This is a genomic window from Exiguobacterium sp. s133, from assembly GCF_018618595.1.
Lineage (GTDB): Bacteria > Bacillota > Bacilli > Exiguobacteriales > Exiguobacteriaceae > Exiguobacterium_A > Exiguobacterium_A oxidotolerans.
In genome coordinates this window covers 203,950-221,339 of record NZ_JACSMK010000004.1, presented here as the reverse complement: position 1 = coordinate 221,339, position 17,390 = coordinate 203,950, and the positions used below count along the sequence as shown (strand labels likewise).

Here is a 17,390-nt window from a genome sequence, read left to right as displayed (position 1 = left end):
TCCTCCTAATTATCCGAATCGTCCTGAAATATAATCCTCTGTCCGCTTATCACTCGGATTCGAGAAGATACGATCCGTTTGATCAAACTCCACTACTTCTCCGTTCAAGAAGAATGCCGTCTTATCTGAGACACGTGCTGCCTGTTGCATATTATGCGTCACGATGATGATCGAGTACTCTTTTTTCAACTCCTGGACGAGTTCCTCGACTTTGAGTGTCGAAATCGGGTCGAGTGCTGAAGTTGGCTCATCCATTAAGATGACATCCGGTTCGATTGCAAGGCACCGCGCGATACAAAGACGTTGTTGTTGCCCACCTGATAATCCGTAGGCATTTTCATTCAGACGATCTTTGACTTCATCCCAAATCGCCGCACCTCGCAAGCTACGTTCCACGATTTCATCTAAAATCTTTTTGTTTTTGACACCGTGGACACGTGGTCCGTACGCGATGTTATCGTAAATCGATTTCGGGAACGGGTTCGGTTGCTGAAAAACCATTCCGACGGACGTCCGTAATTCTTCCACTTCATATTCTTTATCGAAGATGTTCCGGCCGTTATATTCGATGACACCGTTCGTCCGTACGATTGGCACGAGCTCGACCATCCGGTTCAAGGTTTTGATGAATGTCGATTTCCCGCACCCAGACGGTCCGATGATTGCCGTGACTTCGTTTTGTTTAATATCTAAGTTGACATCTTTTAAGGCGTGGTCATCGCCGTACCATAAGTTTAAATTGTCGACACGGTATACACTGTCTTGCGCAGCTACTGGTTGATTCATAGTTGTTGCCCCTTCTTTCTCGGCTGTTTTTGTCGTCAGCTTCGTATCCATCATCTGTGTTCCTCCTTAAAAACGATTCAGCACACTCCTACGATTAATAACGTTTAGAAAAACGATTTCTAATCCAGATTGCAAGTGAGTTCATTGTCAATAAAATCACCATCAAGACAATGATTCCTGCTGCAGCAAGACCTTGGAAATCAGCTTGCGGACGGCTTGTCCAGTTATAAATTTGAATCGGCAACGCCGTAAACTCTGAAAAGATCCCTTCTGGTGCACGGGCGATGAAGATGGCTGCTCCGACCATGATAAGCGGTGCTGTTTCACCGATCGCACGTGAGACAGCTAAGATGATTCCCGTAATGACACCTGGAAGTGACGCCGGTAAAACGACTTTGAACGTCGTCTGCCATTTCGAGGCACCAAGTGCAAGTGAAGCATGACGCATCGCTTGCGGCACGGAACGAATCGCCTCTTGCGACGATACGATGACGACCGGTAAGCTCATTAACGCGAGCGTCAACGCTCCAGCGATCAATGTTGAACCGAAGCCCATATTCCGGACGAAGAATGTTAAACCGAGTAAACCGAAAACGATTGAAGGTACGCCTGCCAAGTTCGAGATGTTGACTTCGATGAACGATGTCATCCGCCCTTTTTTCGCGTATTCCTCTAAATAAATCGCAGCTCCGACACCCATGATGAAAATCATTGGAACGATTAAAAGCATTAAGAAGATCGTACCCATCAGTGCAGGATAGATTCCAGCGCGTTCTGGACGTCGTGATGGGCCATTCTGAAGGAAATCAAGCGATAACCATGCAGCACCATCACGAAGTACGCCGACAAGAAGAATACCAAGAACGACGAGACCAAATAGGAGACCAATCAAGAAAATCACTTTCGTCACATTGTTGACGACAAGACGCTGACTGATTGATTTTTTTACTGCAACTGGATCAATGAACTTTTTTTGTACAGGTTGTTTTTCTGGTAAGGCCATCTTAATACTCCTCTCTGAAACGACGCGTAATCCAGTTCGCGAGGAGGTTCATCACAAGTGTAAAGACGAACAACAGCGTACCGACAGCGTAGATACTATAATATTCAACGGTTCCATATCCCGCATCACCAAGCGCGACTTGAACGATATAAGCTGTCATCGTTTGGACAGGTTCAAGCGGATTGACGGTTGCAGTAGGATTTGATCCCCCGGCAATCGTCACAATCATTGTTTCACCAATCGCACGAGACATCCCTAGGACGATCGACGCGATGATACCTGAAAGTGCTGCCGGAACTACGACTTTTAAAGCCACTTCAAGGCGTGTCGAACCAAGTGCGAGTGCACCGTCACGGATTTTTTTCGGGACAGAACTCATCGCATCCTCAGAAATCGAGGCAATCATCGGGATGATCATGATTCCGACGACAATCCCTGGGCTGAGTGCGTTGTAAATCGCAAGACCGGGAATTAACTTTACGAGTAGAGGTGTGACGAACGTCAACGCGAAGAAACCGAAGACGATTGTCGGGACACCTGCTAAGACTTCAAGAATTGGTTTTAACACACGACGTGCGCGCTCTGACGCATACTCACTTAAATAAATAGCAGATGTGAGTCCGATCGGCACGGCAACTAGCATCGCAATCACGGTAATCTCAAGTGTTCCGACGACGAGCGGCCAGATTCCGTACTCTGGAACCGAGTTCAACGGGTACCAGCTCGTACTACCGAAAAATTCTTTGATTGAGACGACTTCAAAGAAATGTTCCGTTTCGATGACTAACGTGAGAATGATGCCAATGGTCGTAACGACCGAAGCAAACGCACATAAAAATAAGATGATTGGCATAATTCGTTCCATGATGTTTTTCATACTGAATTTTTGTTTTCGGTTCTGTTGAATCAGCTCGCGAACCGAGTTTTTTGATGATGAATTCATCCTTCTTCGCTCCCTACTTCATCATTCCTACATAAGAACGGGACTTAAAAAGGGAGAGATTCCCCCCTTTTTAAGTCACCCTCCTATTCGGATGTTTATTTCATTGCATCTTCGATTGCTTTTGCATTTTCGTCATAACGCTCTTGCTTCATTTTGACGTAACCGACTTCTTCCGCTAAATCACCGGCATTTTCATTCGTAAATTTCACGAAGTCAGCGACTTGTTTTTTATCAGTGAGTGATTTGTTGTTTACATACGTGTAGATTTCACGTGATAACGGATATGAAAGATCGTTGATTGTTTCTGGTGTTGGATCAACAGCATCTTTTCCTTCAGCCGATAACGGTACTTCTTTTAACTTATCTTTGTTTTCAGCATAGTACGCATAACCAAAGTAGCCGATTGCGCCTTTTGTTCCTTCGACACCTTTAACGAGGACGTTATCATCTTCAGAAAGCTGGACGTCTTTACGCATATCTTTTTCATCCATTACTTCCTCATTGAAGTAATCGAATGTACCTGAGTCTTTACCAGGGCTGAAGAATTTGATTGGTTCTGCTGGGTAAGATGAATCGACATCTTTCCATGTTTTGACGTTCGGATCCTGCCACATTTTATTGAGCTGGTCAATCGTCAATTCCTTGACCCATGTGTTTTCTTTACTTACTGCAACTGTTAATCCGTCAAGCGCTAGTGCCATTCGTGTATATTCAATTCCATTTTTTTCTGCTTCTGCTGCTTCTTCTTCTTTGATTTCACGTGAAGCGTTCGAAAGATCTGTTTCACCGACGACGAAGCGTTTAAATCCGCCACCTGTCCCAGACACACCGACCGTTACGTTTACATCTGGCTGTTCAATCGAATATTCTTCTCCGACTGCTTCCATGATTGGAAAAACTGTTGACGATCCATCAATTGCAATCTTTCCTGAAAGATCCGACGAACTCGAAGAGCTTCCTTCGTCATTTCCGCATGCTGCACCGACTACTGCGATTGAAGCTACTGTTGTGATAAGTGCTGTTTTTTTCATCCAAGACATGATTAAATTTCCTCCTCGAAGTATGTCGCTTATACCAATACGACTTTTTATCCGTTTCCCTTACAAGACTTATAATACGGATGAACTATTAAAACGAAATGAATCCAACGTAAAAGAATTGTAAAGGCTTGTTTTTTGCAGTTTACAATTCAAAATACATTATAAAAAAAGGTCAATCCAAATAAAAAAAACGAAGATGAGTTTCCTCACCTTCGCTCTTCTAGTTAATTTGGCTTAGTCTGCCACGGAATATCTTTTACATTGAAGTACGCCTTCACTAAATCATGCCCAATTTTCGAGTTGACCGTTTCTTGCTCCATATATGGAAGGAATACGGCCCATGCAATCTCTGGATTATCGTATGGTGCCCAACCGACAAGGTTCGAGTTTAATGAACGAACCGGCTGACCACTGCTGTCACGTAATGCAATCCCGTCTTCACCATATACGCTTACCTGTGCCGTACCTGTCTTAGCCGCCGCATCGATTCCTGTCAGCGCAATTACTTTAGAAGTCCCGCGCTCTCCTTTGACGACTCGATGCAATCCTTCGCGGACGTGATCAATGTTGTCTTGGCTGACTTCGATTCGGTTCAAGTAATTTGTTTCGAAGCTATACTCGACTTGTTTTGTATCTTCTTCAATTGAATTCGATGCGAGCACTTCTTTTAAGAAATGCGGTTGAACACGATAGCCGCCGTTCGCGAGTGTGGAGATATACTGCGCGACTTGTAACGGAGTGAACGCGTCATATTGCCCGATGACACGGTCCATCAAGAGCGTGACGCGGTCCGGTGTCCCTTGCACACCTTTCGCTTCGTACGGTAAATCAATCCCAGTCGTCACGCCGAGCCCGAACTGGCTGTAATAGTTTTGCATGATGGCTGCAGCAGCATCGACGCTCGCCCCTGCAATCCCATTACTCGGATAATTTGCCATCCGCATTGCGATGTTGAACATATATACGTTTGACGAGCGTTCGAGCGCCGTCAAATCCGTAATCGGCCCCATGTTGACGTAAGAAGCCTTCTTCGTCCCACCGATTGTAATCGGCGCATCATTGATGACTTCATTTTGACGAATGACGCCTTCTTCAAGTCCCATTGCAACCGTCGCCCCTTTAATCGTCGATCCGATTTGGAGTGAGGTCAGAACATTATTGATTGCGACGTCACTGAATTTATTCGTCGCCGTATCGAGTTTTTGTCCCGACATCGCTAAAACTTCACCCGTTTGCGGGTTCATCACGACCGCATAACCTTCTTTAAGATAGCCGCTTCCCATGCCGCGACCCATCTTGATCGCTTGTTGGAGGATTTGATCGACCTGTTTGTTGTATTCCGCGTCAACCGTCAGAACGAGGTCTTTTCCAGACTCTCCTTCTTCGCGGTTCGGCTCACCAACTGGTTCGCCGTTAAACGTCTCATACACATCATATGCCGGTTTACCGCGCAGTAAATCTTCATATTGTTGTTCTAAAAACGATGTTCCGACCCGATCGTTCAAACTGTACCCTTTTGCCTTGTATTCCGCTTGTTGCTCAGCAGGAATCTTCGAGTACTTTCCGAAAATGTTCCGGAGCGTTCCTTCATATGGATAAGATCGTTCATAGAACGGTTCCACAGAAACACCTTTCAGGTCTTCGAGATTTTCGTCAATGATCGCCATCTCTTTTGCCGTCGCACCAAGCTTGACAAGTTGTGGATCAAGCGCATACCCGACTTCCATATTGTGTTTGATTGCGACGATTTCCATTGTTTTATCATCATAATCAATATCTTTCTCTGTAATTGTATCGAGCATGACTTGATTCTCTTCAGCAATCGATAACTTTTTTCGTTCTTCCAATGTCGGATACTTTTCTTTCATGACAGCATCAAAACGACGTTTCGACTCTTCTGTATTGGTCGCGATCCAGTAATCTTTTAAGTCACGTTCCGTTACCTTCCAATCATCTTTCGGTAAATTGATGATGGCAGCGAGACGTGAAGCTGTTTCAATCCGCTCATCGACCTTTGTATTTTGCGAGCGTCGGTAGACAATTGAATATTTTGAAATCGTATCGACGAGCAATCGTCCATCGCGGTCATAAATTTTCCCGCGTGGTACTTCATACTTTGAAGCGATCATCTCTGTTTTTTGAACTTCTCGTGAGATTTTTTCACCATTGACAATTTGGACGACACCAAGTCGGAAAATCAAAATCGCAAATAATAAAAAAACAACAAAGAACATTAAATTTAATCGAAGCGGCAAGTGGTTACGCCGTCTTCCTCTTACCGTGATTCGTTTCGCCATGGCGTACTCCCCTATCGTTCAAAAAGTCATCTTTGTTTATTATATAGAAGGAAACAATCCATAACAACCTATCCCATCATTTTCCGCATTAAAAAAAGAACCGTGCCCTCTTACCGGGGACACGGTTCTAGCATTTAAAAACGATTATTTTGCGTCAGCGTAAAGCTTGGCAACGTGATCCCAATCAATGACATTGAAGAATGCATTGATGTAATCCGGACGACGGTTTTGGTAGTTCAGGTAATATGCATGCTCCCAAACATCAAGTCCGAGAATTGGCGTTTTACCTTCCATGACTGGTGTATCTTGGTTCGGTGTCGAAACGACAGCAAGTTTGCCACCTTCGACGATGAGCCATGCCCAACCAGATCCAAAGCGTGTTGTAGCTGCTTTAGCGAAAGCATCTTTGAATGCATCGAATGAACCGAATGCTTCATCGATTGCTGAAGCGAGTTCGCCTGATGGTGCAGCACCGTCGTTCTTTTTAAGCAATTTCCAGAAGAATGAGTGGTTCCAATGACCGCCACCGTTGTTGCGAACTGCTGTTTGAATGTCAGCAGGAAGCGCATCAAGGTTTTGAAGCAACTCTTCTAATGATTTCCCTTCGTGTTCCGAGCCTTCGAGCGCCGCGTTGACGTTCGTGACGTAAGCATTATGGTGTTTCGAGTGGTGAATCTCCATCGTACGAGCATCGATATGTGGCTCAAGCGCATCATAAGCGTAGCCGAGTTCTGGTAATTCAAATTTTGACATTTTCATGTCCCCCTTTATCCTATTTTCGGAACTTCAATACCTTTTAAGACTAGCAAAAATGACGGGTATAACGCAAGTAATGACCCTTACATTTTATTGTTCATCGCGTGGTGCGAATACAGAGACACCACCACCCGGAACAGGGAAAACACCAAATCCTTCTTCATCGATGACGACAGGCTCATCTTGGTGATTTGTGTAATCGAACCATTCTTCACCAGCACGATCTTCTCCGACGAACATCCGTTTTTCACACATGTCTGCATTTGACAATAGTACGGCACAACCCGAGTTCGGGAACTCTTCGACTCCGTGACGGACCCAACCGACACAGTGTGGATCATCGAGATAATCTTCTTGTTTCCCGTATGCTTTATGGTAGCGGGCGTACAGCAATGCATCGATCATCTCTTTTTTACCTTCGACTGGATGTGGTCCTTGTACACCGTAATAATCGCCGTAAAAGACACACGGATAACCGTCTTTACGAAGGAGAACGGATGCGTAAGCATGTTGTTTAAACCAATCATCGACCCACGACTCAAGCGATTCGCCTGGTTGCGAATCATGGTTGTCAACGAATGTAACAGCATTCGTCGGATGCGACTCAACAAGTGTATCTGCGAAGAGCATCGTCAAATCAAATTTTTTCCCCTGTTCTGATGCTTCGTGGAACTTATAATGAAGCGGAACATCGAATAAATCAATTGTATAGTCGACGCTATCTAAGAAGTGACGACAATCATCTAAGTCAGATTTCCAAAATTCACCGACCATATAAAAATCTTCTGGATTTTCACCCATCATTGATTTCGCGAATTCATTGACGAATTCGTAATTGATATGCTTGATTGCATCGAGTCGGAATCCTTGGCAATCGAGTGTATCCTTGAACCAGTGCCCCCAGTCGATCATTTCCTTGCGGACTTCAGGATGATTGTAATCGATGTTCGCAAACATCAAGTAATCATAGTTCCCGAATTCGCTATCGACTTGGTTGTTCCAGTCTTTATTTTTTCCGGAAATTTTGAAGACGCCGGTTCTTTCTTCTCGCGCATCAAAATCCGTTCCGTTAAAGAATTCATGATTCCAAACAAAATCAGAATACTTCCCGTCACGTCCTGGGAAAGTAAATTTTGTCCATGCATCGATTTCGAATTCTTCTGAAATTTCTTTCGACCGATCTTCTGGGTTAACTTCGACGACATTAATCGTCTCCAGTTCATCTGCTGCCGCCTTATGGTTCATGACGACATCGGCATAAACAGCGATATCATTTTCATGTGCCACTTGAATTGCTTCAAGTAGTTCGTCTTTCGTCCCGTATTTCGTCCGAACCGTTCCTTTTTGATCGAACTCACCTAAATCATAAACATCGTATATCCCATACCCTGTGTCTTCATCTGATTGCCCCTTAGAAGCTGGTGGAATCCAAACAGATGTGATGCCTGCAGCACGAAGCTCCGGCGCTCTCTCTTTTAAACGTTGCCAATGCTTCCCATCATTTTCTACATGCCACTCGAAAAACTGCATCATTGTATGGTTACGTTCCATCTCTCTTCGCTCTCCCTCAATTACTATAGTATGAATATTATTACAATATCTTTAATATTCCCCAAGCGAACAAAAATAAACGCACACCCCTAAACAGGAGTGTGCGTTTATTAAATGGACCCTGCAGGACTCGAACCTGCGACCGGACGGTTATGAGCCGTCAGCTCTAACCAGCTGAGCTAAGGGTCCTTAAATAAATAGTAGCGGCGGAGGGAGTCGAACCCACGACCTCACGGGTATGAACCGTACGCTCTAGCCAGCTGAGCTACACCGCCATAATGAATTAAAACAACTACAATTAGATTAATGGAAAGCATCTAAAATGTCAATAAATTATTTCACAAAAATAAAGAGAGACTTCTTTACAGAAGTCCCTCCCGCTTATATTCATTTCATTCAAGCCGTTCCCGAACGTTGTTCGAGTACTAAATCTGTAATATTGACGGCGTGATCGCCAATCCGTTCGAGGTTCGATAACAGATCAACAAAAATCATACCCGCTTGACCTGTACACTCCCCGGCATTGACGCGTAAGACGTGGTGTTTACGGAATGAACGCTCGAGTGAATCGAGTTTCCCTTCTAATTCAAGGACTTGGCGTGCTAACGAAACATCATCACGTTCAACTGCTTTGATTGCCGTATCGACGATTTTTTGTGTTAGAACGTACATTTCATCCAACTCTTTTTTCGCTTTTGGCGTAAATTCAATCCGGTTGACGATTTGGAAGTCAACGAGTTCGATTACGTTTTCGACATGATCACCAATCCGTTCGAAGTCATTGACCGCATGCATTAAGAGCGAATGGTCATTCGATTCACGTTCAGAAAGATCGTTCGCCGCCACTTTGACAAGGTAGTTCGTGACTTCCGTGTTCAAATGGTTGATTGCATATTCAATCTGACCAGCGTCAGAAACATCTTTTTTATCATGGGATTGCGTGTAGCGATGTGCTTTACCGAGTGCTTCTTTCGAGAACTCACCCATCCGTAAGACTTCCATTTTTGCTTGGTTAAGCGCAAGTGAAGACGATTGATTCAAGATGTTTTGATCCAAATGACGTGGTTTTGAATCGACTGTCGTGTCTGTTCCCGGAACGACCTTTTTAACAAGCCATGCGATTTGTGCGATGAACCAACATTGAATCAATGTGTTGACGACATTGAACGTACCATGTGCAAAGGCAATTTGCATTTTCGGTTCAAGATTGAGTACACCTGTGATCCAAGCGATGAACGTCGAGAACAAAGGTAAGGCGACTAAGAAAATAATCGTACCGACGATATTGAAGATGACGTGTGCTGCTGCTGTCCGTTTTGCGGCAATCGATGCACCGAGTGCTGCGAGTACTGCCGTGATCGTTGTTCCGATATTATCCCCGAATAAAATCGGGAGAGCTGCTTTGATATCAATCATGCCACCAGAGTATAACTCCTGCAAAATACCAATCGTCGCAGAGGACGACTGGACAAGGAACGTAAAGACCGTCCCGACGAACACACCGAGTAACGGATTGTCTGACATCGAAATCGTCAGTTCACGGAACCACTCACTTGATTGAAGTGGTTTCATGCCGTCACCCATCAATGTCAAACCATAGAACAAGGCACCGAAACCGAAGAAGATTTGTCCGATGTATTGAATCCGTTCTTTATTGAAGAAGAAGATGAGAAACGCACCAAGCGCGATTGCAGGAAGGGCTGCTTCCTTGACGTTAAAGCCGATGATGAAGGCCGTGATCGTCGTTCCGATATTAGCCCCCATGACAACACCGATTGCTTGACGTAAATTCATCAGACCCGCGCTGACGAGTCCAACGACGATAACGGTCGTACCTGACGATGATTGAATCAAGACCGTGACGACAATACCGGCAAGAATTCCGAGTAACGGGTTCGATGTGTATTTGTCTAAAATGTAACGAAGTCGGTCCCCTGCTGTTTTTTGGAGCCCATCTCCCATATACTTAATACCGAATAGGAAAATACCGAGTCCACCAATAAAAGTGAAAATCATTTCCTGCAAATCATAATTCATCGTTTCATCTCCTCATATCTAAAAAAGTGGGATTGATTTTTTGTTAAGATTTTATTGTTTCAACCTCTCCTATTATGTAAAGGTCCGTTGAACTTGTAAATAGTTTTATCAACATTTGAATGTTAAGGTTTTATTAACCTGTACCAAAACAGAGAAAACCCTTTATTACAAGCGTTCCTAAACTCACTACACCACTGTTATGAAACAGAGAAAAGAGTGTTATCATGGTTTTTTTAAGACAATTTATTAATTATTTACAAACCACCTTAGTTCCAAACCGATCTTTTTTAAAGACTCGCCTTGCCGATGTCTCCCTTTATTTTTGTGGATTAGCGTGGATTTCATTTTGGACGACAGTCATCGATAGTATATTTATCATCAAAACGGTTCCATTCATCGTCTGGTTTATGCTCCATTTCATTTTCGTCGCCATCGCGCTTTTACTGTTTCTTCTATTGATGTCGTATTTGAATCGTTGGTTGATTGATTGGATACTCAAAAGACCATGGGCGTACCGGCAAGTTTTTCCGTATACGGTTGCTGCTAACTTATGGAGCTTTCCAGTCGGTGTCCTCTGTTATCAGCTCGGATTCACAGCACTTGGGGTGACGCTCCTATTAGTCGGTCACTTCATTTATTCTTTACTGCCCGTTTTCTCAGCGCGGAAGCGAAAAAAAAATACTCGTCCAAAGTCGTGATTCTGCCTTACTTCTTCGTCTCAGCTCCGTCTACCGGCGGATTGACAGTTGCTTATTTCTATTAAAGAATTGTAAATGTTCGAATTTCGTTCTTGTTTCTCGATTTTTAGGGAATAGTTCGATATGATAGAGAAGGTAAACTTACACAATATGGCGCTATGCCACAAAAGGAGATTTTCGATATGCCGAAAATGGTCCATCGCTCTAAGACTCGTCCCGTTCGTGTTGGGGACCTTGTCATTGGTGGAAATAATGAAGTCATCATTCAAAGTATGACAACAACAAAAACACACGACGTCGAAGCGACTGTCGCTGAAATCTTACGACTTGAAGAAGCCGGATGCCAAATCGTCCGCGTTGCTTGTCCAGAAGAACGTGACGCACTTGCGCTCGCTGAAATCAAAAGCCGAATCAACATTCCGCTTGTCGTCGACATTCATTTCAACTATAAACTTGCGCTCATGGCAATCGAAGCAGGCGTCGACAAAATCCGGATCAACCCGGGTAACATCGGTCGTCGCGAAAAAGTTGAAGCGGTCGTCACAGCTGCAAAAGCTAAAAATATTCCAATCCGGATTGGTGTCAACGCTGGTTCACTCGAGAAACACATTCTTGAGAAATACGGATACCCAACAGCACGTGGTATGGTCGAAAGTGCCTTACACCACATTAAGATTCTTGAAGACCTTGACTTCCATGACATCATTGTTTCGCTTAAAGCATCTGACGTTCAGCTTGCGCTTGAAGCTTATCAGTTAGCATCTGAATCATTTGACTACCCACTTCATGTCGGTATTACAGAGTCAGGTCCTTTACGTACTGGTTCATTAAAATCCGCTGCTGGTCTTGGTGCGATTCTTTCACGCGGTATCGGGAACACGGTCCGTGTCTCACTATCAGCTGATCCAGTCGAAGAAGTGAAAGTCGCAAAAGAAGTCTTGAAATCATTTGGTCTCGCAGCAAACGCAGCAACATTGATTTCTTGCCCAACATGCGGTCGGATTGAAATCGACTTGATGGCGATTGCGGCAGAAATCGAGGATTATATCGATAAGATTCAAGTCAACATCAAAGTTGCTGTACTCGGCTGTGCCGTCAACGGTCCTGGTGAAGCACGTGAAGCGGATATCGGAATTGCCGGAGCACGTAACGAAGGGCTTCTGTTCCGCCACGGAGAAATTATCCGTAAAGTACCTGAAGCGACGATGGTCGAAGAATTGAAAAAAGAAATCGATGCAATCGTTCTTGAAAAAGAAGCTGAAAAAGAAGCGGCGAAAGCCAACCAAGTTTAATTGTTGAAGAGCCCTCTTTTTAATTGAAGAGGGTTCTTTTCATATCCGTTTTTCGACTATGTTATACTAATGACAGAAATTTAAGGAACGCAGGTGATCCAATTGAAAATCGGCATCGATATCGATGGGACGATTACGCACCCGTCTTCATGTTTTAACTATATGAACAAGTATTTAGGAACTTCGATTGACTTCGAAATGGCATCCGAATATGAATTGCATACGTATACGGATATGGGACAAATCGAGTTTTGGGAATTCATGGTCAAGTCTGGTCATGAGCTCGGTATTTATCGAGAATCTACGCCTCAGGCATTTGTCCAAAAACATTTATGGGAATTACGTCAACATTTTGATTTGCACTACGTAACGGCACGCTCAGAAATCGTTCGACCGGTTACGGAAGAATGGATTGCGCGCCATGAGTTACCACTCGACTCGCTCATCATGACCGGGTCGCATGACAAGGTTCAAGTTGTACGTGATCTATCACTCGATTTATTCATGGAGGATCGATTAGAGAATGCGTTACAAATTGCGGAAGATACGTCAATTCCAGTTATTTTGTTCGATGCTCCTTACAATCGAAAAGCACTTCCAGAGAACATCATTCGTGTTTCTTCTTGGGATGAAGCCGTTCAAACGATTTATAAATTCGCTCCAATCCGTTAAAAAACAGCCTTATCCGGCTGTTTTTTTCCATTTTTTATACATAATCCGTTTACGTTATCGTACAATTATCATGAATTCGTTACGTTTTGTCTCGAGTCATCTTCTATTAGCTGAAAGGATTTTTTTATGTTATCGACGTTGAATATTTTTTTCACGAACATATGCATTATATTTTTAATACTATCTGTCACATTTTATTTGATGCGAAATCGACTCCCGATCCAGTATGACTCCAAGCGTTCAACGCGCTTGTATTTTGGTTTAGCAAATGGTTTAACCGGCATTTTACTGATGCATAACTCCATCTCAATCAATGGATCATTGATTGATTTACGACTGCTGCCGCTCGCTCTATCCGCTCTATACGGGGGGCCAGTCAGCATTGTGACGACAGGAATTATTTTACTGCTGTATCGTGTCCTCATCAGTGGGGGTGAATCCGTTAGTGCCTTACAAAATTCTCTAGTGATGCTGACCGGATTTACCGTGCTTATCATCCTCTGTGCTCAACTCATCAAACATAAAGGGCGACTCTTCACTGTAATTGTAACGATAGGCTCTACCTTGGTTCTCTTACGCATGTTGCTCGGCCCTTCACATCCTCATGCATGGCAGACGATTTTTTTGCCGTATTTCTTAATCACAATTGGCGCCTCGATTCTTTTTTATCATCTTTCATATATGTTACAAGGACACTTCGTTCTTTACGCGTACCAGTCCTATTTGGCTTCGACCGATGAACTGACGCGCCTCGCGAACCGTCACGTTATCATGGAAAAAGTACAGGCTCTTGTAGAAGCGAAGGCACCTTGGGGTGTGATCATCTTCGATCTTGACCACTTTAAGGCAGTCAATGATCAATATGGTCATGCTGTCGGAGATGCTGTATTACGCCACTTCTCCGTTTTACTAACACAGGAGTGCCCGGATAGTATCACGGTCGGCCGCTATGGTGGCGAAGAGTTTATCGTCGTCATTCCGAATACATTTACGGTTTCACCGACGCGACTCGCAAGACAACTCGTTCAATCCGTCACCGATACACCGTTCGTCATGCAAGACCACGCCTTGACGATTACTGTTTCTGCCGGTGTCGCCTACGCGAAAAATCAGGCAGCCGGAATCGTTTTTAAACAAGCGGACACCGCGCTCTATGCTGCAAAAGACAACGGCCGTAACCAGTTCATGTTATACGATAAATAAGGAAGCATGGACTTAATCCATCGCTTCCTTATTTTTGCTTTCTAATAAAAGAATGATATCTGTTAGCGAAACTGGTTTTGCAAAAAAGTAACCTTGAAAAAGATGAATCCCAATATCTTTCGCAATTTGAACTTCTTCTCCTGTCTCTACCCCTTCGACGATACACTCGACATTCATCGAACGTGTCAATTGGAAAATCGATTCAAGGATGGACTGGCGTTTTGCTGATTCTTCAATTTGTTCAATGAACTGTTTCGGTATTTTTAATTGGCGCAAAGGTAACAACCGTTCCAATACATGGTAAGAGGCATGACCTGTTCCAAAGTCATCTAACGACACTGGAAAATCAAGTGTTTTTATCCGCCGTAATGCCCGAAGAATCGGCTGGCTCTCAAAATCGAGCGACTGACTTTCCGTAATCTCGATTTTGATTTGTTGCGGTTTAAGCGAATACTTAAGTAGCATCCGTTCAATAAAGGGCATGAACGATTCGTTCGTCAATTGGCGTGGTGACACATTCACTGATACCGTAAAATTCTCTGGCACAAGACCGATCAATCGTTTTCTTGTCTTACAGCCTTCTTCAAAAATCCATTCGCCTAGACGAATGATTAAGTCACTTTTTTCAGCAATCGGGATGAAGACGGATGGTTGATTCGCTTTAGACAACTCCGTTTTCCAGCGAACGAGTGCTTCAAGTCCAACAAAGGTCTGTTGATTCGAATCGTACTGTAGCTGATAGACTAAATAAAAATCTCGATTGACTTCAGCAAGTGATAAGGCGCGCGCAGCTTCGACACGTAATGTTTGTTCACAGCGCCATGTTTGATCGATACACATGACTTTTTTATCATTTTGAACGGATTCTTGTAGCGCAGAATTCACTTGTTGAACTCGTTTCATCCAACTTTTTTGCAACGTATCGCCGTCATCAATTACGATATACAGATTGACATAAATTTGATGGAGGTCGATCTGATAGGGCGCAGACATTTTTTGACTAAGTAACTCCATCTCATCATGACAGGAAACACCTTCAGGTTTTTCCATGACGACAGCAAGCGTCCCTCCTTCAATCCGCACAAGTGCTAAGTAAGGTGGAAGTAATGATTGGAGTCGTTCGATACATTCAAACAAGACACGAGCTTGTATGTCTTCTCCAAAATAGCGTGCCAATTCATAATAATTCTCAAGGTGAATACCGATGAGCAGTAAATGTTGACGGTTAGCATCATCAAAAAAATCTTCTAATCCACGCATATTCAATAATTCTGTTTGCGGATCACGTTTTGCGGCCTCATCAAGTTGATTAGCAAGCGAGTGCAATTGACTTAAATTTCGTATATGTAAATGATTGATGATTAGCGCAATGCAAATTCCAATCGTAACCATCCCGAGCCGTGCGACATGATCTGAAGAGTCGATTTCCACCATAGTCGCCGTTGTATTGAACATGATAAGCAGATTCGTCGCTAGTACGACGACAATCGTATACCACATCACAATCCGGTTGTACGAGATCAAGGCAATCATTAAAAATAAAAAACAACTTGCCCAAGCTGTGACGGCAGCATATGGTAACAAATTAATCGAGATGATCGGCACAATCAGTAACATGATGGAGAGGAGATGCGATTGATATTTTGACGCGATATGACTTCGACTAATGATAAACGTCGTTATCCCGATCACTAAAAGCAGTATGATGATCGTTGATCGATTAAGATACGCATTTTGTAATACATCATCCGTCGTCCCTAAAAAAATCAAAGCTCCTGCTGTCATCATGAACAACGCAAAATTTCCCATCCAGTGTTGTTGTGCGATAGTGGTATCAGTCGTCGTGCTAAGCGGCATACGTCTCCTCCTTTCATTTCCGATTGTCATTGAGGTAGTCATTTTTTTATTCGACATCGCTTGATGATACTCCTGTCTTACGTTATGTGTCAATTTTTTACTTAAAAAGACATGTTCTTCTGTTTTTACACAGCTGAACATGTCTGATTTGATTTAATATCCAAAAAAGCTGGTGATGATGGCGCTTGACTTCACTTGATTTTTATCGCGAATCTGTCCGACATAGATGACGTCCCCTGACAAGATATCGACGACACGAATTTGATAATCAGACGCGTTCATCTTGGAGACGAAATAAAACTGGTTGTCTGCAAATGCTTCGTTAATCGATTCCATCTTTTTCTCCGCCGCTTCAAGCTTGATTGCATCCTTTGTCACTTGCTTCGTTGCAGTGTCATAGACGGTCCATTGCAGTTCGTTTGTTTCTTCATTTTCATTATAAGCGATCAATCGTTCGCCGTTGCCCATCGCAACGAAGGATTGATTCGTTTTATTTAACTTCTCGATTGGTCGGACGTGTTTCCCGTCATCTTCAAGATACGTTTCCTGAATTTCCGAATCGTTATTTTCATCAATGAATTGTTGCACATAGATGACGCGATCCGGCCCGGCCGTTAAGTAGTTTCTGAATTCGTTCTTTTTGATTGCCGGTGAAGCGAGTCGGATTGGCTTGATTTTTTTCTGTTGATAGTCCACTTGCATCAATTGATTGGTCTCGTGATTTTTTCTGTACGCATCGACTTGGATATAAAGTGTCTTGTCCATCCGGTCGATGACGCGTACGCTGCCTGTGCCATACCCTGTCTTGACGGTAGACGGAAACGGGAGCGTCATTTCCGTCAGCCGTTTCGTCTGTTTATCCCACATCTTTAATTCCAGTTCTTGTTCAGCCGTACGGATCCCGTACAGGTAGTCGTCATCTTCACTGAGCGTTTCATCCGCCCGTAAAAAATCCTTGGCGTCTGTTTTTAGAATCGGGTTAAACTCTCTGTTCCCAAATATTCCTTCAAGATAATTGTCGCCATTTTTTTTGACTGTCCCATCTAACGATACATCGGAATAGACGTTTTTACCTTTCGCTGTCGACTGCAGAATCAGATGCAGTTTCGCAAGGTTCGTTCCCTTTACGTCTCCTGTTATGTGCTCGACAGTGTAGTCTGCCGTTTGAATTGTTGCCGTGTAACCGTAATAACTCGTCAAACTCACTAGACATATAACGAGTAACATTACTAAGTATTGAAAGCGTCGCATCATG

At 43.6% G+C, this 17,390-nt stretch carries 14 protein-coding genes and 2 tRNA genes; 4 read left to right on the top strand and 12 right to left on the bottom strand.

The window, feature by feature from the left end; all coding sequences use genetic code 11:
- Positions 1-9 precede the first annotated feature (9 nt).
- The 10 genes from pstB to KNP96_RS07965 all read right to left on the bottom strand — a co-directional run bounded on the left by pstB (position 10) and on the right by KNP96_RS07965 (position 10,413).
- Complete coding sequence (gene pstB, locus KNP96_RS08010) at positions 10-786, bottom strand: phosphate ABC transporter ATP-binding protein PstB (protein WP_239456901.1); 777 nt, start codon at positions 784-786, stop codon at positions 10-12.
- A 94-nt stretch (positions 787-880) separates the two neighbouring features.
- Complete coding sequence (gene pstA, locus KNP96_RS08005; RefSeq protein WP_088836585.1) at positions 881-1,789, bottom strand: phosphate ABC transporter permease PstA; 909 nt, start codon at positions 1,787-1,789, stop codon at positions 881-883.
- Between the two features lies 1 nt (position 1,790).
- The gene (gene pstC, locus KNP96_RS08000) at positions 1,791-2,732 is read right to left on the bottom strand and encodes a phosphate ABC transporter permease subunit PstC (RefSeq protein ID WP_088836584.1); all 942 of its coding nucleotides are present in this window, start codon (positions 2,730-2,732) and stop codon (positions 1,791-1,793) included.
- 95 nt (positions 2,733-2,827) lie between these two features.
- The gene (locus tag KNP96_RS07995) at positions 2,828-3,772 is read right to left on the bottom strand and encodes a PstS family phosphate ABC transporter substrate-binding protein (RefSeq protein WP_088836583.1); all 945 of its coding nucleotides are present in this window, start codon (positions 3,770-3,772) and stop codon (positions 2,828-2,830) included.
- Between the two features lie 224 nt (positions 3,773-3,996).
- Positions 3,997-6,069 carry a peptidoglycan D,D-transpeptidase FtsI family protein gene (locus tag KNP96_RS07990; RefSeq protein ID WP_088836582.1) on the bottom strand — a complete coding sequence of 691 codons (2,073 nt, stop codon included), beginning with the start codon at positions 6,067-6,069 and terminating at the stop codon, positions 3,997-3,999.
- Positions 6,070-6,213: 144 nt separating this feature from the next.
- Positions 6,214-6,822 (bottom strand): superoxide dismutase, encoded by a 609-nt coding sequence (locus tag KNP96_RS07985; protein WP_088836581.1) that lies wholly within the window; start codon positions 6,820-6,822, stop codon positions 6,214-6,216.
- Between the two features lie 93 nt (positions 6,823-6,915).
- On the bottom strand, positions 6,916-8,376 hold the full coding sequence (locus KNP96_RS07980; protein ID WP_088836580.1) for an alpha-amylase: 1,461 nt from the start codon (positions 8,374-8,376) through the stop codon (positions 6,916-6,918).
- 115 nt (positions 8,377-8,491) lie between these two features.
- Positions 8,492-8,565, bottom strand: a tRNA-Ile gene (locus tag KNP96_RS07975).
- 12 nt (positions 8,566-8,577) lie between these two features.
- Positions 8,578-8,651: transfer RNA gene (locus KNP96_RS07970), tRNA-Met, on the bottom strand.
- A 121-nt stretch (positions 8,652-8,772) separates the two neighbouring features.
- Entirely contained in the window at positions 8,773-10,413 is a 1,641-nt protein-coding gene (locus KNP96_RS07965; protein ID WP_088836579.1) for a Na/Pi cotransporter family protein, read from the bottom strand.
- A gap of 224 nt (positions 10,414-10,637) precedes the next feature.
- Between KNP96_RS07965 and KNP96_RS07960 the strand changes: the two genes are divergently transcribed.
- From KNP96_RS07960 to KNP96_RS07945, 4 genes are all read left to right on the top strand, one after another.
- Positions 10,638-11,111 (top strand): hypothetical protein, encoded by a 474-nt coding sequence (locus tag KNP96_RS07960; RefSeq protein WP_214765403.1) that lies wholly within the window; start codon positions 10,638-10,640, stop codon positions 11,109-11,111.
- 182 nt (positions 11,112-11,293) lie between these two features.
- Positions 11,294-12,403 carry a flavodoxin-dependent (E)-4-hydroxy-3-methylbut-2-enyl-diphosphate synthase gene (gene ispG / locus KNP96_RS07955; protein WP_029332972.1) on the top strand — a complete coding sequence of 370 codons (1,110 nt, stop codon included), beginning with the start codon at positions 11,294-11,296 and terminating at the stop codon, positions 12,401-12,403.
- Between the two features lie 93 nt (positions 12,404-12,496).
- Positions 12,497-13,075, top strand: a complete 579-nt coding sequence (locus tag KNP96_RS07950; protein WP_235195212.1) for a 5' nucleotidase, NT5C type — start codon at positions 12,497-12,499, stop codon at positions 13,073-13,075.
- 126 nt (positions 13,076-13,201) lie between these two features.
- Complete coding sequence (locus KNP96_RS07945; protein WP_353048325.1) at positions 13,202-14,278, top strand: GGDEF domain-containing protein; 1,077 nt, start codon at positions 13,202-13,204, stop codon at positions 14,276-14,278.
- A 12-nt stretch (positions 14,279-14,290) separates the two neighbouring features.
- Here KNP96_RS07945 and KNP96_RS07940 read toward each other — a convergent pair whose 3' ends face one another.
- Together KNP96_RS07940 and KNP96_RS07935 are read right to left on the bottom strand one after the other, a co-directional pair.
- Positions 14,291-16,135, bottom strand: coding sequence for an EAL domain-containing protein (locus tag KNP96_RS07940; protein WP_214769923.1), 1,845 nt, complete (start codon positions 16,133-16,135; stop codon positions 14,291-14,293).
- Positions 16,136-16,288: 153 nt separating this feature from the next.
- The gene (locus KNP96_RS07935) at positions 16,289-17,386 is read right to left on the bottom strand and encodes a hypothetical protein (RefSeq protein WP_214769922.1); all 1,098 of its coding nucleotides are present in this window, start codon (positions 17,384-17,386) and stop codon (positions 16,289-16,291) included.
- Positions 17,387-17,390 lie beyond the last annotated feature (4 nt).

Bases quoted from the DNA above. Each gene is read 5' to 3' on its own strand.
- pstB (WP_239456901.1), bottom strand. From the start codon at position 786: ATGAATCAACCAGTAGCTGCGCAAGACAGTGTATACCGTGTCGACAAT.
- pstA (WP_088836585.1), bottom strand. From the start codon at position 1,789: ATGGCCTTACCAGAAAAACAACCTGTACAAAAAAAGTTCATTGATCCA.
- pstC (WP_088836584.1), bottom strand. From the start codon at position 2,732: ATGAATTCATCATCAAAAAACTCGGTTCGCGAGCTGATTCAACAGAAC.
- KNP96_RS07995 (WP_088836583.1), bottom strand. From the start codon at position 3,772: ATGTCTTGGATGAAAAAAACAGCACTTATCACAACAGTAGCTTCAATC.
- KNP96_RS07990 (WP_088836582.1), bottom strand. From the start codon at position 6,069: ATGGCGAAACGAATCACGGTAAGAGGAAGACGGCGTAACCACTTGCCG.
- KNP96_RS07985 (WP_088836581.1), bottom strand. From the start codon at position 6,822: ATGTCAAAATTTGAATTACCAGAACTCGGCTACGCTTATGATGCGCTT.
- KNP96_RS07980 (WP_088836580.1), bottom strand. From the start codon at position 8,376: ATGGAACGTAACCATACAATGATGCAGTTTTTCGAGTGGCATGTAGAA.
- KNP96_RS07965 (WP_088836579.1), bottom strand. From the start codon at position 10,413: ATGAATTATGATTTGCAGGAAATGATTTTCACTTTTATTGGTGGACTC.
- KNP96_RS07960 (WP_214765403.1), top strand. From the start codon at position 10,638: ATGGTTTTTTTAAGACAATTTATTAATTATTTACAAACCACCTTAGTT.
- ispG (WP_029332972.1), top strand. From the start codon at position 11,294: ATGCCGAAAATGGTCCATCGCTCTAAGACTCGTCCCGTTCGTGTTGGG.
- KNP96_RS07945 (WP_353048325.1), top strand. From the start codon at position 13,202: ATGTTATCGACGTTGAATATTTTTTTCACGAACATATGCATTATATTT.
- KNP96_RS07940 (WP_214769923.1), bottom strand. From the start codon at position 16,135: ATGCCGCTTAGCACGACGACTGATACCACTATCGCACAACAACACTGG.
- KNP96_RS07935 (WP_214769922.1), bottom strand. From the start codon at position 17,386: ATGCGACGCTTTCAATACTTAGTAATGTTACTCGTTATATGTCTAGTG.